Source organism: Crocosphaera sp. XPORK-15E (assembly GCF_034931425.1).
In the GTDB taxonomy this organism is placed as follows: domain Bacteria; phylum Cyanobacteriota; class Cyanobacteriia; order Cyanobacteriales; family Microcystaceae; genus UHCC-0190.
Genome location: NZ_JAYGHQ010000016.1, coordinates 53,939 through 78,566 on the forward strand (window position 1 = coordinate 53,939; position 24,628 = coordinate 78,566).

Consider the following 24,628-nt stretch of genomic DNA (forward strand, 5'->3'; position numbering starts at 1 on the left):
TTGAATAGAAATACAAATACATCATTTATTCTTGCCTAATAATCATTGTCAGAAAGTCCCCCTTTCCAAGGGGGATTTAGGGGGATCAAAACTCATTTCTAAGGGGGATTTAGGGGGATAAAAGACTCAATGCGATCGCAAACCGCTTCAAAATAATGTAACACCTCATCATTAGTAAACCGAATGACCTTTAAACCATAACCTTCTAGAATTTCAGTGCGTTTAGCATCATAAACCTTACCATGTTCCGTAAAATGAGACTCTCCATCTACCTCAATCACCAATTTCAAAGCAGCACAATAAAAATCAACAATAAAATAGGCGATCGGTCTTTGTCGTAATACTCTAAACTGAAAACTTTTTAAATAATCATACCAAAGTTTTTTTTCGGCTGGGGTCATATTTTTCCGTAATTCCCTAGCTTTCGCCACCAGTTTAGGATTATAAGGCAAATGAAAATTACTTTCTCTCATATTAATTCCCTCCCCTTTTAACAGGGATTTAGGGGGATTGAACTAAGCATAAAGCAACCTCCCTTTAGGAGTAGGAATATCGCGCCCTAATTCTTGAGCAGTTTCAATCCATTCAGAGATTACCACCTCAGCATTAGTCACCGCTTCGACATAAGTTTGACCATCTGCCATACATCCAGGTAATTCTGGCACTTCGACGATAAAAGTTTGGTCTGACTCACTCCAGTAAATAATCAATTCATATTTAACCGACATCGCTACCTCCTAAACCGTATTTCACAATCAAATTTGCCCATTTCCTACCCCAACATCTTTTCTAGTTCATCCAAATCAGAACTAATTTCAGCTTCAAGCGATCGCAGTTTTCCTAAAATAATCTTAGGCGGTTCATATTCAACCTCCTCATATTCAATCTCCTTATAGCGGTTAATTGAAAGATCATAACCATTATCCTTAATCTCTTTCTTAGGGACAAAAAACGCCTTTTCTTTACGATCTGATTCTCCTTTAGGATCGCGGTTGTGCCATTTTTCTAATAGATCGGGAATATCATTTTCTGCTACTGGTTGCCGTTTATCATCGAGAGACAAACCATCAGCTTTCATGTCATAAAACCAAACATAATCCGTCCCGTCTTTTTCTACTCCCACCTTAGTAAAAATAATCACCGCCGTCGAAACCCCTGCATAGGGTTTAAACACCCCCGACGGCATAGAAATCACCCCATCAAGCTTATGATTCTCAATTAAGGTTTTACGAATGGTTTTATGTGCATTGGAAGAGCCAAATAACACCCCATCAGGAACGATTACGGCTGCTCTTCCGCCAATTTTCAGCAGTCGTAGAAACAGAGGTAAAAATAACAATTCGGTTTTAGTCGTAGAAATAACTTTAGTTAAATCTTTGGCGATCGTCGAATTCTCTACCGAGCCCTTAAAGGGTGGGTTAGCCAAAATCATAGTAAAAGCTTCAGAGATTCCTGAATAATCTTCTGAGAGTGAATCTCTTGCCTCAATCTTGGGGTCTTCAATCCCGTGCAGCATCAAGTTCATGCTACCAATACGCAACATTGTGCCATCAAAATCAAACCCGTGAAACATTTCCTGATTGAAGTGTTCGCGGTTGCCTGGGGCATTTAAAACCAGTCCACCCTCAGCATTTTTTAAATGGCGTAAATACTCCGCAGCAGCAACCAAAAAGCCTCCCGTCCCACAAGCAGGGTCACAGATGATGTCCCTTGCGCCTGGGTTCATTAAATCCACCATCATTTTAATAATATGGCGAGGGGTTCTAAATTGTCCGTTAGTTCCTGCGGTGGTTAGCTTCGAGAGCATATACTCATAGAGATCCCCCTTGGTGTCCCGATCTTCCATGGGAATTTGCTCAATCTGTGTTACCACATTCGTTAACAAGGCAGGATTAGCAATCAAAAACACCGCATCTTTCATGTGACGAGCATAGGCATTTTCGACTTGCGTTCCCCCCAGATTTTTAATGAAGGGAAAAGCTTCATCTCGCACAATCTTGAGCATTTCCTCGGCATCGGTGAGGTTCTTGAAATGGGACCAGCGCGATCTTTGTTGTTCTGCTGAAAAAACAGGATTTTCAACTGATTGTTTGAATTTTTGCGCTTTCCGCTCTTTGGTCAATTCCAAATCATCAAGTCTTTTGATAAAAAGTAAATAGGATATTTGTTCGATCACAGAGAGGGGGTTACTGATGCCATTATTCCAAAACGTCGTCCAAAGTTTATCCACCTTGGATTTAATCTCACCTGTGATCATTCAATAAACTCCTGTTAAGTAAGTGTGAAAGGAATATACACTCCTTTGTTATTTTATCCTGCGATTACTCATACTCACTTTTAAATTTCTCTAATTGCTCTAAAAAACCCGAATTTTCAAATCTTTTCTTTAAATTGGTACTGGAGCCTATATAAGCAAATTGAACGAAATTAGTCACCATAAACGCTCCCATTGTTTCGGGTACAGGAAGTTTAATTTTGTGGGATGGAAAAGGACGAAAAATTCTTCATGTGGGGGAAACAGAAATTATTCTGGTTGATGAAAACAAACAAAAAACAAAACTTTTGAAGTGACCAAAAAACTCTACAGGTTCCTTGTACATATACATGATATGTAGATAGTTTAAAAATATGGACGTAACTGGACTCGAACCAGTGACCCCATCGATGTCAACGATGTACTCTAACCAACTGAGCTATACGTCCGCACAAGTTTCTAATATAACACACAAGTTTAAAAAATCACAACCCACGCCACCAAGTTACATAGATTTCCTTAAGAGATGGGGGAGTTGACCCCATTGGGGGGTGTAATGAAAAGATGACCTTTGATTATTGATCATTCTATGTACGAAAAACTGACACCCCCCACCACTGGTTCTACAATCACCTTTAAAGACGGTAAACCCATTGTTCCTAATGATCCCATTATTCCCTTCATTCGTGGCGATGGAACAGGGGTTGATATTTGGCCCGCTACCGAAAAAGTCATTGATGCTGCGATCGCTGCTGCTTACGGAGACAGCAAAAAAATCAATTGGTTTAAGGTCTATGCAGGGGATGAAGCTTGTGAGCTTTATGGAACCTATCAATATTTACCTGAAGATACCTTAACCGCTATTAAAGAGTATGGTATCGCCATCAAAGGCCCCCTGACAACGCCCATTGGTGGGGGTATTCGCTCCCTAAACGTCGCATTACGGCAAATTTTTAATTTATATGCTTGTGTGCGTCCCTGTCGCTATTATCCTGGGACTCCTTCTCCCCATAAGTTCCCTGAGAAATTAGATGTCATTGTCTATCGGGAAAACACCGAAGATATTTATTTAGGAATTGAATGGCGACAAGGATCAGAAATTGGGGAAAAACTGATCAATTATTTGAATAATGAACTGATTCCCGCAACTCCAGAACATGGGAAGAAACAAATTCGTTTAGACTCAGGAATTGGGATTAAACCCATTAGTAAAACTGGCTCACAATTGTTAGTGCGTCGTGCGATGGAACACGCATTAACCCTTCCCAAAGCGAAGCAAATGGTCACTTTAGTGCATAAAGGTAATATTATGAAATACACTGAAGGGGCCTTTCGTGACTGGGGATATGAACTAGCAACCTCAGAATTTCGAGATGTCTGTGTGACGGAACGAGAATCTTGGATTTTGAGTAATAAAGAGAAAAAAGCCGACCTGAGTATTGAAGATAATGCTCGTCAAGTTGAACCTGGTTATGATGCCCTAACCCCAGATAAAAAACAGGAAGCTTGTGCAGAAGTTAAGACTGTTCTTGATGCTATTTGGGACAGTCATGGTAATGGAAAATGGAAAGAAAAGATCATGGTGAATGATCGCATTGCTGATAGTATTTTCCAACAAATTCAAACCCGCCCTGATGAATATTCTATCCTCGCAACCATGAATTTAAACGGGGACTATCTCTCTGATGCTGCGGCCGCCGTTGTCGGTGGTTTAGGCATGGGGCCCGGTGCTAATATTGGGGATACTTGCGCTATTTTTGAAGCCACCCATGGAACTGCCCCAAAACACGCAGGTTTAGACCGCATTAACCCTGGTTCAGTGATTTTATCAGGGGTGATGATGTTGGAATATATGGGATGGCAAGAAGCCGCAGATTTGATTAAAAAAGGCTTAGGTAATGCGATCGCCAACCGTCAAGTTACTTATGATTTGGCCCGGTTAATGGAACCTCCCGTTGATCCACCTTTGAAATGTTCGGAGTTTGCTCAAGCAATTATTGATCATTTTAATGATTAATTTTTGACAACTGTAGGGACAATTCATAAATTGTCCCTAGGATAAAAAGGATTAAGCAGAGAATCGAAATTATGACCTTTATTTTAACAAATGATGATGGTATTGATGCCCCTGGAATTCGTGCCTTATCAAAGGCTTTAGGGGGTCAAGGAATTATTGTGGCCCCGAAAGAACCCCATTCTGGTTGTGGTCATCAAGTTACGACTCATAAACCCATTCATTTAGATAAACGTTCCCCGACAGAATACGCAGTAGATGGTACACCAGCAGACTGTACTCGCATTGCTTTAAAACATCTTGAAACAGAAACAAAATGGGTTTTATCTGGCATTAATGCGGGGGGAAATTTAGGGGTTGATGTCTATATTTCGGGAACGGTTGCAGCAGTTAGGGAAGCAGCAATGCACGGGGTTCCAGGAATTGCCATTTCCCATTGGATTAAACGACCTTTAATAATTGATTGGGAATTAGCTACAAAATGGACAGAAAGGGTGTTAGAAACTCTTTGGAATATTCCCCTGAACCCTGGTAGTTTTTGGAATGTTAATTTACCTCATTTAGAAATTGGTTCCCCTGAGCCAGAAATTGTCTTTTGTGAAGGTAGTATTCATCCTTTACCTGTTGATTATCGTGTTGAAAGAGATTATTTTTATTATTATGGAGAATATGCCAAAAGACAACGAGCAGAAGGCACAGATGTCGATGTTTGTTTTTCGGGAAATATTGCAGTAACTTTGATTAAGTTGTAAATCAATCAAAAATCAAGAGAGTCACTAACATTAATAAGCTTAGATTACCGGGCCAATAAAGTAGTTTAGGGATTAAGTTATTATTTATAATGAATCCAATTAAGTTTGGCATTAGAAGCAAAGAGAATTGCATTAATTGCTACTAGCAGGATAACTAAGGTATCAAATAAATTAATGATTTTCCGCTAATTCTTGGTGAACAACTGCCCTCAATTTTCCATAAAATTCTGAAGAATCACCATCGGGAACAAATTGATGAATTGGCCCCTTAACATAACCATTAAAATTATCTGATAAAGTTTTTTCAATAACTATATTTGAATCATTTTCTGGAATATTTAAAGCAATTTTATCCTGATTATTATCTAAATCATCTTGGGAAGCTTCAGACAATAAAAAAGAATTTTCTTGAGACATTGATAAAGAAGATTCTGAGGGTATTTTGTGAGCAGTTGCTAAATTTTTCAGTAATTCTTGAACAGGGGTTAAGGTGAGAGAGTTAGCCGGAATTTCTTCAGTAACCGTCTCTATTTCCTGCTGATTAATTGGGACATCATCAGACTCCATAGAATCAGTTGTTAAGTCATCCAGGAAAAGATTACCGGTGATCAAACGTTCAAAATCTTGGGTAAAGTTATAAGTTGGTTGTCCTAGTCGCTTCCAAAGGCTTAAAATATATTCAACCGAAATCGCTTTATAACGGCCTTGATAAAGAGCTTCCACAATAGCCAAACGAATCCAGTAAACTGAATAGGAAGCTAACCAGCCCTCAAGTAATTCAGGAATGGTGATTTTTTTCAATTCAAACCCATAACGAGACAGTAATACTGCCACTTGGGTAATGGTTTTATCTTTAACCTGAAGCATGGAAATTCCCCAGTCCATTGCGCCACTTTTATAGCACGGTTTTTGTGTCAATGATAAATTCATAAACGAATTTCTACCAATTTTACTATGAGGACTGGCCTTAACTTACTGTTAACCTAATTTTTGGTCAGGACAAGGCGATAGTAAGAAAATGGTTTAACCCGAAAATTTGCTAATGCCTTATCCCTACAGTTTCTGTATTACTGAAGCTTGAAAACCCGATTTTTTACTCTTGTAACCCAATAAACCAAGTTAATACCCCACCTGCGATCGCCATTACCGCCAACCCTAAGAATACAGGTGGCAACCCGACCAAAGTTTCGGCAATACCAGCTAAGGCCAAGGGTAAGGATAAAGCAATATTAACCGCATTATTTTGTAACCCAAACACTTTACCCCGCATATCAACGGGAGTTTCTGATTGAATGATGGTTTGCATGGGAACCCCCACAAACGCCGCGAATAGCCCTAAAAAAGTGGTCATCAGCAAGGTTATCCAGAGACTCGAAGTACCCAAAGATAAACCTACCAAAGACACAGCCATACCGATCGATCCCCATAACCCTAATTGATTATTACGAAAGCGTTGCCCCCAATTGCCTAAAATTGCTGCCCCAAAGGCCATTCCTAAGCCACCAGTTGCCAGTAAAAAGCCAAATTGTTCCGCTTTCATGCCGGGAATAGTTTCAGCCATACGCACTGCCAAAACTGACAATGCAGCAAAAATTGAAAACAGAATTACCAACTGAATTAAGGCATTGCGTACCCGATGATTATTGCTTAAATAACTAATCCCATCTTTAATATCATCAAAAGCATGGGGACGTTCCTTTTCATAATGTTCCCGCTTTTCCCCTGTTCTCAAGAAAGATAAAATTAACCCCGCGATTAAATAGGAAAATCCCACCACAGAAGCTTTGCCTTCTTCCCAAGAAAGATTAATCGTGTTAGCCATATTTGCTGCTAATTCTAACAAAGGTTCTCCAATTGCAAAACCAATAATGGTCATGGCCATCATGGTAGTGGTAAATAGAGAATTAGCTGATAGTAAATGACGACGTTTAACAATGAGGGAAATGGTAGCCTGTTCAGCAGGGGCAAAAAATTGAGTAATAGTTGAATCAATAAAAGTCATTACTAATAAAACTAAGAAACCAAGAGGCAAGAAAAACACATCTTGGGTTTGATGCTGCCAACGTCTTAACCAGTCAGGCAACCAAGCCACCGTAATTGCTACCTTATCATCTTGGCATAACCATAATAACGGGGGAATAATAAACACAAAGGCGGCCCGAATTAGGTTAGAAATAACTAAAACCCCTTTTTTTGACCAACGATCTACATAAACCCCGGCCAAAGAACCAAATAAAACAGCAGGAATGGTAAAAGCAATCATAATGGCTGATACCCAACCACTGATAGGTTGATTTTCCCCTTGAAAGTTACCCGCAATTAAGGCAATCATCAACACCAAATATATTTTATCCGCGAGTTGGGAAAAGACTTGACCCACCCAGAGAATTAAAAATCGAGGATTATCTAAGACAGCGGCAAATCCTTGACGGGGAGATTTTTTGGGGATGGGAGGGCGATCCATAGGGCTTTCTGTGGTGGAAGTGGTTTCAGAATTAGAAACTGGCATGGTTAGGGGTTAATTAAATAGCAAATCACACAATTTTTATTAAACCTTAAAACTCCATCGAAGATACGCTATCCACTAAAGTTGCTGACCGAAATGATCGCCCTAACTGATATTGGGCATAGTCTCTGAGGAGATGTTCTACTTCTACCCAGGGAACAATAAAAAGACTGTCTAGGATTTCTGCGGGAAAGAGTTTTCCTGGATGGGGCAACGAAGAATAATTTAACTGTTGTAAGAGGCTTAATTCTGTTGCTCTGAGTTGATTATTAAGGGTTGGTAACACAGAAGGACTATTTTGGTTTACAGGCATCTTTAAGGTGGCTTTTAGGCTGTCTCGAAGGGCTAAATCGATCACTCCTCCTGCCTCAAAACTAAACCCGACTCGCCAATTAGGATCGCTAAAATTGGGATTAAGGGTGTTTTGGGTGAGACAACAGCGATAGACTTGAGGCGCAATACCTGCGATCGCCAATAAATGAAAGACTGCTTGGGCTAAATAACCATGTAAACTTTCCGAGGTAGACATCTTTTCTAAGCGACGGAGATGTTCATTTAACAGTCCATATAATTCTCCTTGGGGTTGATCAATTAAGGCTAAACTTAACACTAATTCCGCTAAATATTGACTTCCTGCTAACTTCCCTAAATCTTTACTTAACCCTGGATAGGATTCAATAGTGTCTGCTTGGGTTATTTTATCCAGCGATCGCCCTTTGGCAATTAATAACTGATTGACCATAAATAATTCACAGCGTCCCCTTAAACTGGATTTTGGCTTTCTCGCCCCAGGTACTACAGCCCGAATTAATCCCCATTCAGGAGATAAAATCGTCACCAGGCGATCGGCTTCTCCGAGAGGCATTCCTTTTAATATAATTCCTGTCGCTTGATAGGTTCGACTCATTGATTGATTATTTCTGTAGGGCCATGGCATCAGTAAGACTTTCCATTGTATCCGAAATCTTAGTATTGCTATGCCCCTACATTAAAGAATAGTAGAAAGACGGGGTTTTCAACCCAATTCTCTGATAAATTGCCGCTTCGGAAATAATAATAAATAAATTCAGTTTAGGGGAGTAGATCCTCTAAGGTATAAGGGCATTGGCTAGGTAAGCTGATTTCATATTCGGACTCGACAATTTCAACGGCATCTTGATAAATTTCTGAAAACTCTTTTTGAAGCTTGGGTTTCATACTGGGTGCTATTTTACGCTTCATATTCTTTTTAAAAGCGACAACCTCAGACTTCCACTTATTACGGCATTCAGGCAAAGGAACATAGTCAATCTTTAAACGGTGTTCAATTTGTCTGATGAGCAAGCTGACCACTGCATTATATTCACTACGTCCCAAAGCTTCGATCTCCTCAATAATATTGTCCCAGTCTACGTTCTCTAAATGTTTCAATTCCTGATGGGTATTCACAAGCTCTCGTAACGCCTTGGCTTGTTCTATTGACCATTGATGGTAATCTCTCTCGTAAGTCAATTTCGATATTGTCTGGCTCATGGGTTAAACTCCGGTGGAGAATCATTTTTTCGAGATGTCCCCTTGGTAATAATATTAAGCCCAAGAAACATCAAAGTATCGGGTTGAATGATAGTGACATCCTCCCACGCACGCCACTACGTTTTGTGCGGGGAACCTCCCTAACTCACGATAGGGCATTCCTGGTTATTCTCGCTCATGCGAGGTTTCGCCACTTATCTAAAACTCGTTGGTACAAATGATGATAAACATCTCCCACCGTTGGTTCCCCGACAGAACGACTAATCAGGCGTTTTCGTTTTCCAGAGTCCCTGGATACTTGTCGATTTGTTCAATTTTTTGTCGTATTTCCCAAGCTCGGTCGGTTCCGTCAATTGACTACCTTTCACTCTCATCTTGGATGGGTACACCCCAACTTGGGCTGCGATTTAGGTTTTTTACCTGGCGGCCACATCTATTATGTCACAAAACTGTTGCTTTGGCTATCATCCCTCGATTTTCGTTCCTCAATCGGGGATTTCTCGCCAAAAAGAGGTTAAACCCCGACAGACACTGATCGCCCTTTAGCTTTCCTAATTCCCTGTTTCAATTGTCAGGATTTTCTTTTTCCGGCAGGGGTCTGCAAGCGCACGGATTTCCCATTATCTATAGAATATCATGTCAAGTCAAGGTTGTCAAGAACAATTGCAACAGCAAAGCATAGGGTTTAATAGTATTAAACCCCGACAAATAGCGATGGCTTTCACCCTCCAAGTCTTGCCTAAACCGTTGATAATCCCAACATTGCCTTTAAGGTAAAATAAAGCAGAGAAAAGACCCCGACTACAATGCCACTCATAGCGATCGCAGTAACCGGATTTTTAAATAAGGGTCTAATCCATTCAAAAAATGACCAAAAGACCCCCAAAGAAAAGCTAATCAGATAACGGGGGTAGCGTGAAACGTTGTCAAAAAATTCTCCCATAGTTCAACCTTCCAACTTAACAATCGTCTTTCATCATATCAGTCAAGCGATCGGACAACATTCTACGCTATCCTCTAACATAGAAAACCTGAATACTTAATGATTAATCATGGCACAAAATCTTTTTGATCGGGGTGCTGATGCCCTCGTTATTTTCAGTCGTCTCTGGGGTCGTCAAACTTGGTTTATTTTTCTGATTCTCTTTGGCTTATATTTAACCTTAATTCCCTTTACCTGGCCCAATATTGCTCAAGCTCGCAATCAACCCACAGAAATTCGTGGGGTCTGGCTAACCAATATTGATAGTGATGTTCTGTTTGATAAAAATAAATTAACCGAAGGCATCAATACTCTCTCTCAGCTAAATTTTAATACCCTTTATCCCACCGTTTGGAATTGGGGTTACACACTTTATCCTTCTACTGTTGCTGAATCTGTCATTGGACAAAAATTAGATCCCACAGAAGGATTACAAGGACGAGATATTCTCCAAGAAACGATAGAACAAGGCCATAAAAAAGGTATGGCTGTAATCCCTTGGTTTGAATTTGGTTTTATGGCCCCGGCTGATTCGGAATTAGCTAAACGCCATGATCAATGGTTAACCAAACGTCAAGATGGTAGCAAAATTTGGTTAGAAGGAAATGTCCATCAACGAGTGTGGTTAAACCCATTTCATCCCGAAGTTCAAGGGTTTATTACTCAATTAATCACTGAACTTGTCAGTAATTATGATCTCGATGGTATCCAAGTTGATGATCATTTTGGTATCCCTTTTGATTTTGGTTATGATGATTTCACCGTAAAACTATATCAACAAGAACATAATGGTCAGTTGCCTCCTAAACCGCCAGCAAATTTAAAAATGGGCAGTAATAATTGTATGGTCAATGATGCTGCTTGGACAGAATGGACACAATGGAGAGCTAATAAAATTACAACTTATATGGGAGAATTATTTACAGCGATTAAAGCAGCTAATCCTAAAGTGATTGTTTCGGTTTCTCCTAACCCTCAGACTTTCTCCGCTAATTGTTTTCTTTTAGACTGGCAAACTTGGCAGCAAAAAGGACTGATTGAAGAATTAGTATTACAAGTATATCGGGAAAATTTGAGTGATTTTCAACGAGAAATTAATAGTCCTGAAGTGCAGCAAGCAAAAGCCCATATTCCCTTTGGTGTTGGGGTTCTTTCTGGGTTAAAAGGTCGTCCTGTTTCCATGAATAAAATTTCTGAGCAAGTCGCTGCAAGCCGTAAACAAAAGTTGGCCGGGGTTTCTTTTTTCTTCTATGAAAGTTTATGGAACTTTGGACCGAAATCTCCCAAAGAACGGCAATTTATGTTTAAACAGATCTTTCCCACTCTTGTTAGTCGTCCCTCCGTTAATCCTTAGTTTTCGGTAAGGGCAAGGCATCATTAACAAGTAATAAGTAATAAGTTTTACCTCTGTCTTAAGCCTTATTACTTATTACTTCTTATTTAAGCACGAAGGGCCTTAGTAAATTATATTGATTCGCACAAAATCTCTCTATTTGGCCTTACCCATACTTAAGTTAAAATATTATTTTAAAGCCATTTTTGTCTAGGAAAACTGCTGTCAGAAGATATCCTCGCCATTAATTAACCTTAACTCATCTAAAGCAATGTAACATATTTGTATTTTTTATGTTTATATTTTTGACAAAAACTGTAACATTCAATACAAAAACTCCCCCAAAACTGTTAAAAAATGTTCACTACGAGCAAAATCAATCAAAATCATTCTGATTAAGCAACGAAAGAATGGGGTTGACCCTTCGGCTTCTCTCAGGGTCAATGCTGAGCGGCTTGCCCTGAGCCAAGTCGAAGGGAGTCGAAGCATTGACAACCCATACTACTTTTTGCTATGCTAATGGATGATAGTAACGGTAGGATAGGCAAAAGGTGTATACCTACATACTCCTTATTTCTGGTTAGTTTTACGTAACATCTTAAGTGTCGCAATAACCGCTAAGATTGAAACCAGATAGGATTAAGGAGAGATATTTGTGAACCGTCAATCACCCCCTAGCTTACAACCGTTAATCGGTGGTATTATTGCCGCCTTATTGGTTGTCATAAGTTTTAACTCATTTATTGTTGTTAACCCTGGCCAAGCAGGAGTATTAAGCATTTTAGGCAAAGCGCAAGATGGAGTATTATTAGAAGGAATACACTTTAAACCGCCGGTTATTTCTACGGTAGACGTGTATGATCTTACTGTACAGAAATTTGAAGTTCCAGCCGAAAGTTCCACCAAAGATTTACAAAATCTTAGTGCAAGTTTTGCCATTAATTTTCGTCTTGATCCCTTGCAAGTTGTTGATATTCGTCGAACCCAAGGAACCTTACAAAATATTGTCTCTAAAATTGTCGCTCCCCAAACCCAGGAATCTTTTAAAATTGCCGCAGCCAGACGTACTGTAGAACAGGCAATTACCCAGAGGAGTGAACTTAAAGAAGACTTTGATAATGCCCTAAATTCTCGTTTAGAGAAGTATGGAATTATTGTGCTGGATACTAGCGTTATTGACCTAAACTTTTCCCCTGAATTTTCTCGTGCAGTAGAAGAAAAACAAATTGCTGAACAGAGAGCGCAACGTGCAGTTTATATTGCTCAAGAAGCAGAACAGGAAGCACAAGCTGATATTAACCGTGCTAAAGGTAGAGCAGAAGCGCAGCGTTTGTTAGCCGAAACCTTGAAAGCGCAAGGAGGGGAATTAGTGCTACAAAAAGAAGCCATTGAAGCGTGGAAAGAAGGAGGAGCGCAAATGCCTAAAGTGTTAGTTATGGACGGGGATAATAAGAGTAGTATTCCTTTCCTATTTAATTTAGGAGATATACAAACTCAGTAAAGAGTTAATCCCTAATTATTGATGGTGATCGGTTAATAGCTGATCACTTTTTTTATTCTTCTGTGACTGAAAAATCTACTTTGTCATAGAGATCTGCCAGTTCAAATTTAAAGTTAATTGATGATAGATAAATGATGTCTTGAGGATTATCATACTCAGTAAATAACCATTGACGGGGTTCAGTTTTAAGATAATGTTCCAGATGAATTTTGTATTGATCAATCAACAAATATTCTTGAAAACTGCTAATCGTTCGATAGGCAGCAAATTTTTCATCCTTATCATAACTTTGAGTAGATTTTGATAATACTTCAGCAATTAACAAGGGATTAATTAAAGTATCTTTTCTATTTTCAACATATTCAATTGGTTGAGCAATTACCATAACATCAGGATAAGTATAGATACGTTTTGCCGGAATCCAGATTCTTTGATCTGTCATAAAAATGTCTAATGGTTGACGTTTCAAACCCAAATTAAGCGCACTGGCAAAATTTAGAGCCACTTTATTATGATTGGGGGTTCCGCCTGTCATGGGGATAATTTCTCCATTAATGTATTCATACCGTTCTTCAGAATGTATTTCCAATTCAAGGTATTCTTGAGGGGTATAAAGTTTGGTTTCTTGTGTTTGTATCATCATAAATATTTACCTCTTTATCGATAATTATATCCTTATTATCCATTCCCTAAAACCAATAATTCTCGACCTCATCCCAAGGAAAACAGCTATCACAGCGAAGATCGATTTTGAGATGTTGCACAAGATTTGCTAGACTGAAGGACTAAGGCACATTAACAAAGTAAAAAGGAAGTGGGTCAGAACCCGCTTTTTTTATTGTCTGAGCAATGACCCATCCTCTGATTCCGCAAATTATCGATTTAGCAAGCCCCATTGTCCAAGAAATGGGGTTAGAAGTAGTGGACGCGGTTTTTCAAACCAACAAACGCCCCCCCATTTTACGGATTGATATTCGCAACCTAACCAGTGATACTAGCTTAGACGACTGCGAAAAAGTCAGTCGGGTCTTAGAAACCATACTAGATGAAGCTGAAGTCATTCCAGGGGCTTATTTACTAGAGATTTCAAGTCCAGGAATTTCTCGACAACTGAACAGCGAGCGGGACTTCATTACCTTTAAAGGATTTGCCGTAAGCGTCAAAACCAAGGCCCCTTATTTAGAGCAAACAGAATGGCGAGGTCAACTCAGGGGGCGAGACTCAGAAGCCATTCAGATCAGCCAAAAAGGACGAGTAATCACCATTCCCTGTTCCTTAATCGCCCATGTCCAACTAGATGACTAACCCTAGTCATGCCCATTTAATAGCCAAGGAGGTGTCTATTTATGTCTCTCGTCAGTTTACCAGGCTTAACTCGTATGATTGAAGAAATTAGCCAGGGTCACAATTTACCAAAACCCGCGGTTCAAGAAGCCCTAAGAGAAGCTCTTTTAAAAGGATATGAACGATTTCGCCGTTCCCAAAGCCTAGATCGTCAACAATTCCATGACGACTACTTTGATAACTTTGAAGTCGAACTAGATACCGAAGAAGAAGGGTTTCGCATTCTGTCCACCAAAAGAATTGTCGAAACCGTTGATAACACCGATCATCATATTTCCCTAGAAGAAGTCCAAGAAGTCGCTGCTGAAGCAGAATTAGGGGATGAAGTCGTCTTAGATGTCACTCCCGAACAACGGGACTTTGGGCGCATGGCCGCCATTCAAACCAAACAAGTCCTGCTACAAAAACTCAGGGATCAACAGCGCAAACTGATTCAAGAGGAATTCAATGAACTAGAAGGCACTGTTGTCAATGCCAGAGTTATGCGATTTGAAAGACAAGACGTGATCGTCGCCGTTCAAAGTGCCTTTGGTCAACCCGAAGTAGAAGCCGCCTTACCCAAACGGGAACAGTTACCCAACGACAATTATCGGGCCAATGCCGCCTTTAAAGTCCTCATCAAAAAAGTTCGAGAAGGATCTCATCGGGGGCCACAATTAATTGTTTCCCGTGCTGCTGCCGGGTTAGTGGTAGATATGTTCACCGTAGAAGTCCCCGAAATAGAAGAAGAAATCGTGCGGATCGTCGCCGTTTCCCGTGAAGCCAACCCCCCCTCCCGCAATGTCGGCCCCAGAACCAAAATTGCTGTTGATACCTTAGAGAGAGATGTCGATCCTGTTGGGGCTTGTATTGGGGCGAGGGGATCACGTATTCAAGCGGTGGTCAATGAACTCAGGGGAGAAAAAATCGATGTCATTCGTTGGTCACCAGATCCAGCAACCTACATCGCCAATGCCCTCAGTCCAGCTAGAGTTGATGAAGTAGTGTTAATTAATCCTGATGAGCGTCATGCCATAGTATTAGTAGCCGAAGATCAATTAAGCTTAGCTATTGGCAAAGAAGGACAAAACGTCAGATTAGCCGCCCGTTTAACCGGATGGAAAATTGATATCAAAGATGTCGTTGCCTATCAAGCTCAACTCGAACAACAAAAACAGCGCGTCCTAGAAGAAGAGGAGGAATTAACTGATGAATGGGAACAACCCGAAGAAAAGTCAGAAATCTTAACCTCAACTCTCAGTGAAGCCGAATAGTCCCCCATGAAGCCCAATTATCGACGTTGTATCAGTTGCCGTAAAGTTGCTCCCAAAGAAGCATTTTGGCGAATTGTGCGAGTCTATCCATCTCGGCAGGTACAATTAGATCAGGGAATGGGAAGATCAGCCTATTTATGTCCTCAAGAAAGTTGTTTGCGGCTTGCCCACAAAAAAAATCGCTTAGGACGGGCCCTCAAAGCCTCACCCCCCGATAGTATTTATCAACAATTGTGGGGGCGTTTAAAATAGAATCCTCAGATAACTTTCTCAAAAAAAGTAGATCATATAGGACTTTTAATCGTTAGCATAGGAGAGAACCTTGTTTTCCAAATCATCATCATGATCAAAGTAAAATGGAACGGCTCAAACCCAGAGCTTACCCGTGCCTTTAATCGGGAGTCTCAGCAATCAATGTAGCAACAACCTAGTCAGGGGGATAGTGGATGAACAACGCACAAAAAGTTAGAATTTACGATTTATCGAAAGAATTGAATTTAGAGAACAAAGACATCTTGGAAATTTGCGGACAGCTTAACATTGCGGTTAAGAGCCACAGTAGCACCATTACTGAATCTCAAGCAGAACGAATTAAGGCAATGGCGGAAAAATATGTCGCCAGTCAAGGAACTCATCAACCAGAGGAAGCGTCCTCATTAGGAGAACGGAAACAACAGATATTGGCCATTCATCATAAGCAACCCAACTCTCGTCCCACCCCGAATGCCCAAGATTCGCAGACAGAATCTTCCTCTGCCTTAGTGACTCCGCCTAGACCTCCTGTTAAGCCTCGGCCATCTGCTACCATTACTCCCCCCCAAAAGCCAATTCCCCCTGCCCTAGTGAAGCCCCAGGTTGGTGCTGCGGCCGAAAAACCTCAGCCTACCCCTCAGCCAGTGCGGACAACTCCTCAAAAAGAAGTCCCCCCAGAACCAGAGGTAAGTTTATCAGAACCACCGCAAATGCTTAAGCCTCCGGTGAAGTCTTCTGAAGCAGCCACCCCAAAAGCTAAAGAAATTGAACCGAAACCATCTTCTGAGGGGCCGAGTAGGGTTCAACTGCCGCAAAAACCGGTCAAGGTGAATCTGCCCAAACCCAAAGATCGAGGGGAAAAAGTTGATAATGCTGAGAAAGTTGCTGTCCTTGACGGGAAAAAACCCCTCACCAAATCAATTTCAATTACTCCCAAAGCAAAACCAGAACTACAGCGACCAAAATCTCTGAAGTCAGGGGAAGAAGAAACCCTCAAATTAGTAGCACCTTCCATTAAACCCGTTTCAGAAGCTCCAGAAGAAGCGGATGTGGATGATGATACCATTGACACTGAACTCAAGCCAAAACCTCAATTAAAACGTCCGGCCCCCCCAAGGATCTCAAAACGGAAAACTTGGGACGAGGAGGAAGAAGAACAGGAAACCAAGGCCAAAGCTGCTAAAGGGGTCGGCAAAGCGAAACGCCGTTCTCAACGCCTCGATCAAGAGGACGAAGATTTTGAGTCCGAATTAGACACCAGTCCCGTGTCTCTGAATGTCAGTTTATCGATGGCCCGTCCACCGAAACCGAAATCTCAGAATCAACCCGTTGCTGCAGCCTATAAACCCAAAAAACCCACCCTAAAAACTGCTGAGACAGGGGGAGAACGAACAAAAGCTGACCGTCGGGAACGTCAAGAGGTTAGCCAACGACCTGAGCAAATTATTCTTGATAGCAACTTAACCCTGAGAGAACTGGCTGAAAGGTTGCAAATTGCCGAAACAGAAATCATTAAGAGTCTATTTTCTAAAGGTATTGCGGTCAATATTACCCAAACCCTTGATCAAGAAACCGCTACCATGGTGGCAGAGGAATTAGGAGTTTTGGTGGAAGTTCCCCAAGTAGAATCCGCCGCAACCAAGAATACGGAAATGATCGAGGCGAAAGACTTGGAATATCTCCAACGTCGTCCCCCTGTGGTGACAATTATGGGTCACGTTGATCATGGAAAAACAACCCTACTTGATTCTATCCGTAAAACGAAAGTGGCTCAAGGGGAAGCGGGAGGCATTACTCAACATATCGGTGCCTATCATGTGGATATCGTGCATAATGGTGTCCCAGAGCAAATTGTCTTTTTAGATACCCCTGGTCACGAAGCCTTCACCGCTATGCGGGCCAGAGGGGCAAGAGTCACTGATATGGCCATTCTGGTAGTAGCTGCTGATGATGGGGTACAACCTCAAACCAGAGAGGCTATCAGTCATGCCAAAGCTGCTGGAGTGCCAATTGTGGTGGCCATTAATAAAGTTGATAAGCCAGAAGCAAACCCCGATCGCATTAAACAAGAACTTTCAGACTTGTCCTTAGTCCCTGAAGAATGGGGCGGAGATACCATCATGGTTCCCGTGAGCGCACTTAAAGGGGAAAATCTGGATACTTTGTTGGAAATGCTACTGCTCGTCTCAGAAGTAGAAGAATTAGTGGCTAACCCGGATCGTCTCGCTAAAGGAACGGTGATCGAGGCCAATTTAGATCGGACTCGCGGCCCTGTGGCCACCCTCCTGGTGCAAAATGGGACCTTAAGGGTAGGAGATGCGATCGTCGCTGGCCCAGTGTTTGGTAAAATCCGCGCCATGATTGATGATCGTGGTAACAAAGTTGAGGCTGCAACTCCATCCTTTGCGGTGGAGATTTTAGGACTGAACAGCGTACCTGCTGCTGGGGACGAATTTGATGTCTATCCTAACGAAAAAGAAGCCCGTCTCATCGCTGAGCAAAATGCAGCAAACCAGCGTCAGACAAGATTACAACAGTCCATGTCCTCTCGTCGTATCACCCTTAGTACCCTATCGGCCCAAGCCCAAGAAGGAGAACTCAAAGAACTCAATTTAATCCTTAAAGGCGATGTTCAGGGGTCTGTTGAGGCGATCTTAGGGTCCTTAGAACAATTACCACAAAATGAGGTACAAATCCGTATTCTGTTGGCTTCGGCCGGTGAAATTACGGAAACGGATGTAGATCTGGCCGCTGCTAGTGGCGCGGTGATTGTGGGCTTTAATACGACCTTGGCCAGTGGTTCAAGGGCAGTAGCAGACCAAGAAGGGGTGGATATTCGGGAGTATGATATTATTTACAAGCTCCTAGATGACATCCAAGGCGCGATGGAAGGGTTACTCGAACCCGAAGAAGTCGAGTCTGCCCTAGGAGAAGCCCAAGTCCGTGCCGTCTTCCCTGTGGGACGAGGGGCTGTCGCTGGTTGTTATGTACAATCGGGTAAAGTGGTGCGTAACCGTTTCATCAGAGTGCGTCGCGGTAGTAATGTGATTTATCAAGGCATCCTTGATTCCCTAAAACGGATGAAGGAAGATGCACGAGAAGTTAATGCCGGATACGAATGCGGTATCGGCATTGATAAGTTTAGTAACTGGCAAGAAGGCGATCAGATCGAAGCCTATGAAATGGTGACGAAACGTCGTATTTTAGCTGGAAAAACCAGTTAGTATTAAAATATCCCCTATGGTTTCATAGGGGATCACTCCTTTTTCCGAGGGAAAAAGCTAAAAATAAAATTGAGTCTTAATCAATAACCCAGAAGCCATTCTTGCGCCAATATTGCTCTTTTAGGGCAATTTCTAGCTGATCTTTGACAATTAAACCTTTTTGGATCAGCAATTCTCCTAATTGGGCTTGGTGAGCAGTTTGCAGATTGATGGTTTCTTCGAGTTGATGGGAAGAAATCCAGTTTTTCTTAAGTAAGATTTGACCTAATTGCATAAGAATCTAGGGGTTTTCCCTGAAGAACGCTTAACTGGGTCGAACTTATATATCAGAATATATGATCAAGCCATTACCGACATTTTACAGTAATTTTACCCAAACTTGACAAAAAAGGATCATTAAGTAATGTTATCTTAATATGTCAGAATTACATATTATCTAAACTAATAGTTATCAAAGAGAGGGCGTAGGGCATATTGTAGGGGCGCAATGCTTGCGCCCTCTGGCTTGCACTAACATTAGGGATCACTAAACCTGTGATTGAGATCACTGAGTTTATAGGAATTCACTCACAGAAAGATAAATTAATTAAAAGCATAATATAAAGACAGGAATAAAAGTCTAAAAAGCAGGAAGAATATCCGTAATAATACGATTTTTTTTCCTTCACAACAAATAATATAATAGAAAAAATCAGGACATTAATTGTCTGATGATTTGCCGAGAAAGTTTTAAGTTTAAAAATATCTATTTGATTGGATGAAACAAACAAAATTTATCCTCATCAAAATTTTTGATTTTTTGTCATTAATCAAGCAAAACTATGACTTTAGAAATTGTGAAGAAGATTCCTCTAAATCAGATAGAAGAAACTCCGAGTTTCTCTCCCATCAAATTTTTAGGAAGAATTGCCCAAGCGCAAGCCAGCGGATGTTTAATTTTGTCCTATAATTCAGTAACCTGGCGTATTTATGTGCAAGCAGGGGAACTGATTTATGCTAACCATTCTCTAGACTCTTTTGATCGCTTAGAGCGTCATTTACGTCGTTTAAGTTATCAAGTTTCTTCTCTGACGGCAGTAGTGCGTAATCAAGCCAGATTAAACTTTGATAATGAAGGGCAAAATCTTGAAGATTGTCCCTCTGAATATCAAGCAATTAATTGGTTAGTTACCGAAAAATATCTTAATACGAATCAAGCTGCTAGTATTGTTAAAGCTTTGAATATAGAGATATTTGATTCATTTTTATTATTAAAAAATGGTCAATATAAATTCATCAAAAGGACTGAAATTATTCCGCCGTTTGTGAAGCTAAATTTAAAGGTTTTTATTGCAGAATGTAAGCAAAGATTAAGGGGTTGGGCGGCCTTATATCCAGTTATTACTTCCCCAGATCAAAGACCTTATTTTTTCAGTCAAAATCAAGGAAAACAACAAATTTCTCCTGAAAAAATTCAAAAGCTCAGCAAATTTTTAAGGGGTTTTAGTTTTAGACAACTAGCTGTTTTAACTAATCAAGATGATCTGAAAGTTGCTCAATATCTCCATCAATTAATTCTTGATAAAATTGTTGTTTTAAGAGAGCCTCAAGCTCCCTTTGATAAACTGCCTCAACTTTCTGAAACTAAATTTTTACTCCCTAATAAATCTGGAGAAACAGAAAAACCTAGTCCCGTAACGGAGCAAATAACCTTTAATAATCTGCCATCTTCCTCCAATTCCCAAAAAAACAATAAATTACTTTGTGTTGATGATAGTCCAACAATTCTGAGAGAAATTAGTCGATTTCTTGAAAATCAAAATTTATCAATTCAAGCAATTAATGATTCTCAAAAAGCCTTATTAGAGATTATTCGTTTTAAACCAGATATTATTTTATTAGATGTAGGAATGCCTGGAATAGATGGATATAAGCTTTGTCAATTAATTAGAAATCATCCCTTATTTAAAAATACACCAATTGTTATGGTCACGGGAAATCGTGGTTTAATTGATAGGGCAAAAGCGAGAGTTGCTGGAGCATCAGACTACTTGACAAAGCCCTTTAGTCAAGCTGATTTATTAAAAATGGTCTTTCGTTATTTGACTTAGATAACCCAAGAGAAAAAAGAAAATTAGTCAACCTGTTAATTTTTCGGTAAATCTGGGGAACATTAAGAGTAGGCAACTGATTTAGTCTACCCTTTTCAACGGTTCTATTTTGAGGATATATAGCGATGTCTAAAGTTTTAGTCGTGGAAGATACCATCTCGGAAATGGAGTTAATTAGTGATTACTTGCGGGATAGTGGTTATACTGTTATCAGTACCAACGATGCGAAAGATGCCCTCGGAAAAGTTGAACAACATAAACCTGATATTGTGGTAACTGATTTAGTAATGCCAGGGATGAGTGGTTTAGAATTGTGTCGTAGTTTAAAGAAAAATCCCGATACAAAGGATTTATCTATTGTGGTTTGTACTTCAAAAAATCAAGATTTAGATCGAATGTGGGCTATGAAACAAGGGGCAGATGTTTATATTACAAAACCCTTTACCAAAGAACAATTAGTTAGGGCTGTAAAATCTGTTGAATAAATAATCTAGCAATCCTATTTAAGTTATTTTGTAGGACAAAACTTCTTTCAGTTTTCCCTAAAAATAGAGAGTAGAAAGAAAGGGAAATATCCTAACTTTACTATCTCTTTTCTGGTTTAATTGGCTAATAATATTTAAGTCAATAATACCCATTAAGATTATCGTAAACCTCCCAAAAGTTTATATGAATCTTCCAATTTCGGAAACTCAAACCTTGCGCTCAAAAAAAGCAGTTGGTGATCCCTATCTTCAACTGCAAATCAACAGTCAAACTCAAGTAGCCCTACCCATGAACATGACGCAAGAGGTATTAATTACTTCAGCCTATCGTTTAACAATAATGCCAAATATGCCCTCTTGTTTGTTGGGATTATTGAATCAAAGAAGTCGTATTTTTTGGGTAATTGACTTAGCTTTGTTACTCGGTTTACAGCCATTAGGTTTGGAACTTCAACAGTATTCTATTGCCATTATTCGCTCCAGAAATAATGCCCTAGGATTAGCAGTAGAAGCAGTTAAAGGGGTCATTCGTTTCCCCAAAGAAGTAATACAGTCTCCCATTGGAACTGTTGAACCAGAGTTAACACCTTATTTACAGGGATGTATTGCCCAAGAAAGACAAATTTTACTAATTTTATCTCCTGAAGCCATTCTTAATGCGCCCATTTTACAGCACAATTTATCTTAAATTAAAGGAATTAACCCATGACTGCCACGAATAATAATAACGGAAACCTAACCCCTGTCGATGATAATAACCAACCGATTATTATCGAAAAAGAAGTTACCTTCAATAGTGTAGAAAACCCCAACATTTTGCCGAGGATAGCTGAATCAAATGCCAAGATGAACCACAAAAAATGGGGCATTAGAGCCAAAGCAACCCTATTAGCGATCGCCATAGGAACCTTACCCGTTATGGCAGTTGGTGGAATTGCTTATACTTTAGCCAACCAGTCAATTAATCGACAAATTGATACCTTTGAAAAAACAAATGTGACTCAATTACAGGATAAGATTCACGTTTATATGAAGGATCGTTTTTCCGATATTCAAGCCATGGCTAGTTTGGATATTTTTACAAACCCGAAATGGAGAGAAACTGCAACCAGAGAAGAAAAAGATGCAGCCCTGACTAATGTTTTAAAAGCTTACGGCCTTTATGATAGTATTGCCGTGTTTGATATCAAAGGAAATGTCATTGCTCAAACAGCAGGAACTCCCTTAAAAAATCATATTGACCGAACCTATGTTAAAGCTGCCCTAAAAATTAATGGCCCCGTCTTAAGTCAGCCTTCTATTTCAACAACAGAAGGAACCTTTAATGTTTATGCGGCCTCTACTATTAAAGATCCAGCTACAGGTAAACCCATTGGCTTTATTCGGGCCCGTATGCCTGTAAAATCCTTAGAAAAAATCATTAATAACTATAGAACTGAAGGACAAACCTTTTATTTAATTAATGGTGATGGACAAATCTTTTTAGGGCCAGAAGGGGAATATGTGGTTCAAACTCTGTCCAGTGGAAAAGCAATGACTAACCGCACCGATGAATATAAAGCCATTGACGCTGCCCAAATTTTCCCAATTATTGAACAACTTGAACAACAAAACAAGGCTAATGTTATCCCTGGTCAAAATCTGAAAGCCCAGACAGAACAACTGTTGGCCTATGCTCCACCCATTAAATTTGAAGGCTTACCGGATCTTAATTGGCGTGCTATTATTGCCACCGATGCGGATATTGTGTTTGCCTCCCAAAAACAGCTACGGTGGTTATTATTGTTAGGAACAGCAGCTACATCGTTAATTGTGGGCATAATTGCGGTAATTGTTGCCAATCGTGCCACCCGTCCCATTTTACAATCAAGTCAGGTGGTTAAACGATTAGGAGAAGGGGACTTTGCACAACGGGTTCAAGTTGTTGGGGATGATGAAATTGCTCAACTGGGGTCTGATATTAATACTATGGCGCAACAGATCCAAGAATTATTAATCGAACAACAAGCAGCAGCCCAACGGGAAAAAGAAGATCAAGCCGCATTTGCCCGTCAACAAAGTGAATTAGCAGAACAAGAAAGAGAAAGGAGTGAAAAACTACAACGGGAACTGATTAAACTCCTCACAGAAGTAGAAGGTGCTTCAGAAGGTGATTTAACAGTACGGGCCGAAATTAGTGCCGGGGAAATTGGCATTGTTGCGGATTTCTTTAACTCCATTGTGGAAAGTTTACGGGATGTTGTGAGTCAGGTAAAACAGACAGCAACCCAGGTAAATAGTTCTATTACCACCAATGAGGGGTCAATTCGTCAATTAGCCTCTGAAGCGATCGCCCAAGCGTCTCAAATCACCCAAACCTTGAATTCTGTGGAAGAAATGACCCAATCAATTCAAGTGGTGGCAGATAACGCTAAAGCCGCCGCCGCAGTAGCAAAAACCGCCTCAACTACCGCAGAAATGGGCGGGGCCGACATGGAACAAACCGTAGCCAATATCTTCCAATTACGGGATACAGTGGCTGAAACTACGAAGAAAGTGAAGCGGTTAGGGGAATCTTCCCAACAGATTTCTAAAGTTGTTTCTTTAATTAACCAAATTGCCCTACAAACCAACTTACTCGCTATTAATGCCAGTATTGAGGCAGCCCGCGCCGGAGAAGAAGGCCGAGGCTTTGCAGTAGTTGCGGAAGAAGTGGGACAATTAGCGGCCCAGTCAGCAGCAGCCACCAAAGAAATTGAGAAAATTGTGGAAACCATTCGACAAGAAACCTCAGCCGTGGTAGAAGCGATGGAATTAGGGACAACCCAGGTGGTTGAAGGAACCCGTTTGGCAGAGAAAACGAAAGCTAGTTTAGGGCAAATTGTGGAAGTTTCCCGCCAAATCGATCAATTATTAGAGTCCATCTCCCAAGCTACCGTATCCCAGGCCCACACCTCCCAGTCTGTGACGCAATTAATGGAAGAAGTGGCTAAAGTTTCGCAAAAAACCTCTGATTCTTCCCGTCAAGTTTCCGGTTCCCTACAAGAAACTGTTGCGATCGCAAATCAATTACAAGCCTCTGTGGGGACATTTAAGGTGAATTAGGAGGCAACACTTCGACAACGCTCAGTGCAAGCAGGCAAAAGG

General features: G+C 40.5%; 22 protein-coding genes and 1 tRNA gene. 12 read left to right on the forward strand and 11 right to left on the reverse strand.

Annotated elements, in window-relative coordinates:
* Positions 1-98: 98 nt before the first annotated feature.
* The 4 genes from VB691_RS17770 to VB691_RS17785 form a co-directional block, all read right to left on the reverse strand.
* Positions 99-473: an endonuclease domain-containing protein gene (locus VB691_RS17770; RefSeq protein WP_323292855.1), complete on the reverse strand. Its 375-nt coding sequence runs from the start codon at positions 471-473 to the stop codon at positions 99-101.
* A gap of 42 nt (positions 474-515) precedes the next feature.
* The gene (locus VB691_RS17775; RefSeq protein ID WP_323292856.1) at positions 516-728 is read right to left on the reverse strand and encodes a type II toxin-antitoxin system HicB family antitoxin; all 213 of its coding nucleotides are present in this window, start codon (positions 726-728) and stop codon (positions 516-518) included.
* A gap of 44 nt (positions 729-772) precedes the next feature.
* Positions 773-2,257, reverse strand: coding sequence for a class I SAM-dependent DNA methyltransferase (locus VB691_RS17780; protein ID WP_323292857.1), 1,485 nt, complete (start codon positions 2,255-2,257; stop codon positions 773-775).
* Positions 2,258-2,629: 372 nt separating this feature from the next.
* Positions 2,630-2,703 (reverse strand) — tRNA-Val (locus VB691_RS17785).
* 140 nt (positions 2,704-2,843) lie between these two features.
* On the opposite strand from VB691_RS17785, the gene VB691_RS17790 reads away from it, so the two are divergent.
* The gene (locus VB691_RS17790) at positions 2,844-4,271 is read left to right on the forward strand and encodes an NADP-dependent isocitrate dehydrogenase (RefSeq protein ID WP_323292858.1); all 1,428 of its coding nucleotides are present in this window, start codon (positions 2,844-2,846) and stop codon (positions 4,269-4,271) included.
* A gap of 71 nt (positions 4,272-4,342) precedes the next feature.
* Complete coding sequence (gene surE / locus VB691_RS17795) at positions 4,343-5,020, forward strand: 5'/3'-nucleotidase SurE (protein WP_323292859.1); 678 nt, start codon at positions 4,343-4,345, stop codon at positions 5,018-5,020.
* Between the two features lie 171 nt (positions 5,021-5,191).
* Here the strand turns inward: surE and VB691_RS17800 are convergent, their stop codons facing one another.
* From VB691_RS17800 to VB691_RS17820, 5 genes are all read right to left on the reverse strand, one after another.
* The gene (locus VB691_RS17800) at positions 5,192-5,950 is read right to left on the reverse strand and encodes a hypothetical protein (RefSeq protein WP_323292860.1); all 759 of its coding nucleotides are present in this window, start codon (positions 5,948-5,950) and stop codon (positions 5,192-5,194) included.
* A 163-nt stretch (positions 5,951-6,113) separates the two neighbouring features.
* A complete protein-coding gene (locus VB691_RS17805) occupies positions 6,114-7,529 on the reverse strand; it encodes an MFS transporter (RefSeq protein ID WP_323292861.1) in 1,416 nt (471 codons plus the stop codon).
* A gap of 46 nt (positions 7,530-7,575) precedes the next feature.
* Positions 7,576-8,433 (reverse strand): DNA repair protein RecO, encoded by an 858-nt coding sequence (gene recO, locus VB691_RS17810; RefSeq protein WP_323292862.1) that lies wholly within the window; start codon positions 8,431-8,433, stop codon positions 7,576-7,578.
* Between the two features lie 164 nt (positions 8,434-8,597).
* Positions 8,598-9,038 (reverse strand): DUF29 domain-containing protein, encoded by a 441-nt coding sequence (locus VB691_RS17815; RefSeq protein ID WP_323292863.1) that lies wholly within the window; start codon positions 9,036-9,038, stop codon positions 8,598-8,600.
* A 739-nt stretch (positions 9,039-9,777) separates the two neighbouring features.
* Entirely contained in the window at positions 9,778-9,981 is a 204-nt protein-coding gene (locus VB691_RS17820) for a DUF751 family protein (protein ID WP_323292864.1), read from the reverse strand.
* Positions 9,982-10,090: 109 nt separating this feature from the next.
* Between VB691_RS17820 and VB691_RS17825 the strand changes: the two genes are divergently transcribed.
* Both VB691_RS17825 and VB691_RS17830 read left to right on the forward strand, forming a co-directional pair.
* The gene (locus tag VB691_RS17825) at positions 10,091-11,374 is read left to right on the forward strand and encodes a glycoside hydrolase family 10 protein (protein ID WP_323292865.1); all 1,284 of its coding nucleotides are present in this window, start codon (positions 10,091-10,093) and stop codon (positions 11,372-11,374) included.
* A 634-nt stretch (positions 11,375-12,008) separates the two neighbouring features.
* On the forward strand, positions 12,009-12,854 hold the full coding sequence (locus VB691_RS17830) for a prohibitin family protein (RefSeq protein WP_323292866.1): 846 nt from the start codon (positions 12,009-12,011) through the stop codon (positions 12,852-12,854).
* Positions 12,855-12,906: 52 nt separating this feature from the next.
* Here the strand turns inward: VB691_RS17830 and VB691_RS17835 are convergent, their stop codons facing one another.
* Positions 12,907-13,497 carry a Uma2 family endonuclease gene (locus tag VB691_RS17835; RefSeq protein WP_323292867.1) on the reverse strand — a complete coding sequence of 197 codons (591 nt, stop codon included), beginning with the start codon at positions 13,495-13,497 and terminating at the stop codon, positions 12,907-12,909.
* A gap of 206 nt (positions 13,498-13,703) precedes the next feature.
* Here VB691_RS17835 and rimP point away from each other — a divergent pair, with 206 nt between their 5' ends.
* The 4 genes from rimP (at position 13,704) to infB (ending at position 18,927) form a co-directional block, all read left to right on the forward strand.
* A complete protein-coding gene (rimP, locus tag VB691_RS17840; protein WP_323292868.1) occupies positions 13,704-14,159 on the forward strand; it encodes a ribosome maturation factor RimP in 456 nt (151 codons plus the stop codon).
* Between the two features lie 41 nt (positions 14,160-14,200).
* Positions 14,201-15,451 carry a transcription termination factor NusA gene (nusA, locus tag VB691_RS17845; protein ID WP_323292869.1) on the forward strand — a complete coding sequence of 417 codons (1,251 nt, stop codon included), beginning with the start codon at positions 14,201-14,203 and terminating at the stop codon, positions 15,449-15,451.
* A 6-nt stretch (positions 15,452-15,457) separates the two neighbouring features.
* Positions 15,458-15,703, forward strand: a complete 246-nt coding sequence (locus VB691_RS17850; protein ID WP_323292870.1) for a YlxR family protein — start codon at positions 15,458-15,460, stop codon at positions 15,701-15,703.
* A 194-nt stretch (positions 15,704-15,897) separates the two neighbouring features.
* The gene (infB, locus tag VB691_RS17855) at positions 15,898-18,927 is read left to right on the forward strand and encodes a translation initiation factor IF-2 (RefSeq protein WP_323292871.1); all 3,030 of its coding nucleotides are present in this window, start codon (positions 15,898-15,900) and stop codon (positions 18,925-18,927) included.
* 76 nt (positions 18,928-19,003) lie between these two features.
* Here infB and VB691_RS17860 read toward each other — a convergent pair whose 3' ends face one another.
* Positions 19,004-19,201 (reverse strand): hypothetical protein, encoded by a 198-nt coding sequence (locus VB691_RS17860; protein WP_323292872.1) that lies wholly within the window; start codon positions 19,199-19,201, stop codon positions 19,004-19,006.
* Between the two features lie 547 nt (positions 19,202-19,748).
* Between VB691_RS17860 and VB691_RS17865 the strand changes: the two genes are divergently transcribed.
* The 4 genes from VB691_RS17865 (at position 19,749) to VB691_RS17880 (ending at position 24,586) form a co-directional block, all read left to right on the forward strand.
* Positions 19,749-21,017 carry a response regulator gene (locus VB691_RS17865; RefSeq protein ID WP_323292873.1) on the forward strand — a complete coding sequence of 423 codons (1,269 nt, stop codon included), beginning with the start codon at positions 19,749-19,751 and terminating at the stop codon, positions 21,015-21,017.
* 125 nt (positions 21,018-21,142) lie between these two features.
* Positions 21,143-21,502 carry a response regulator gene (locus VB691_RS17870; protein ID WP_323292874.1) on the forward strand — a complete coding sequence of 120 codons (360 nt, stop codon included), beginning with the start codon at positions 21,143-21,145 and terminating at the stop codon, positions 21,500-21,502.
* Between the two features lie 184 nt (positions 21,503-21,686).
* On the forward strand, positions 21,687-22,190 hold the full coding sequence (locus VB691_RS17875; RefSeq protein WP_323292875.1) for a chemotaxis protein CheW: 504 nt from the start codon (positions 21,687-21,689) through the stop codon (positions 22,188-22,190).
* A gap of 17 nt (positions 22,191-22,207) precedes the next feature.
* Entirely contained in the window at positions 22,208-24,586 is a 2,379-nt protein-coding gene (locus tag VB691_RS17880; protein WP_323292876.1) for a methyl-accepting chemotaxis protein, read from the forward strand.
* Positions 24,587-24,628: the final 42 nt, after the last annotated feature.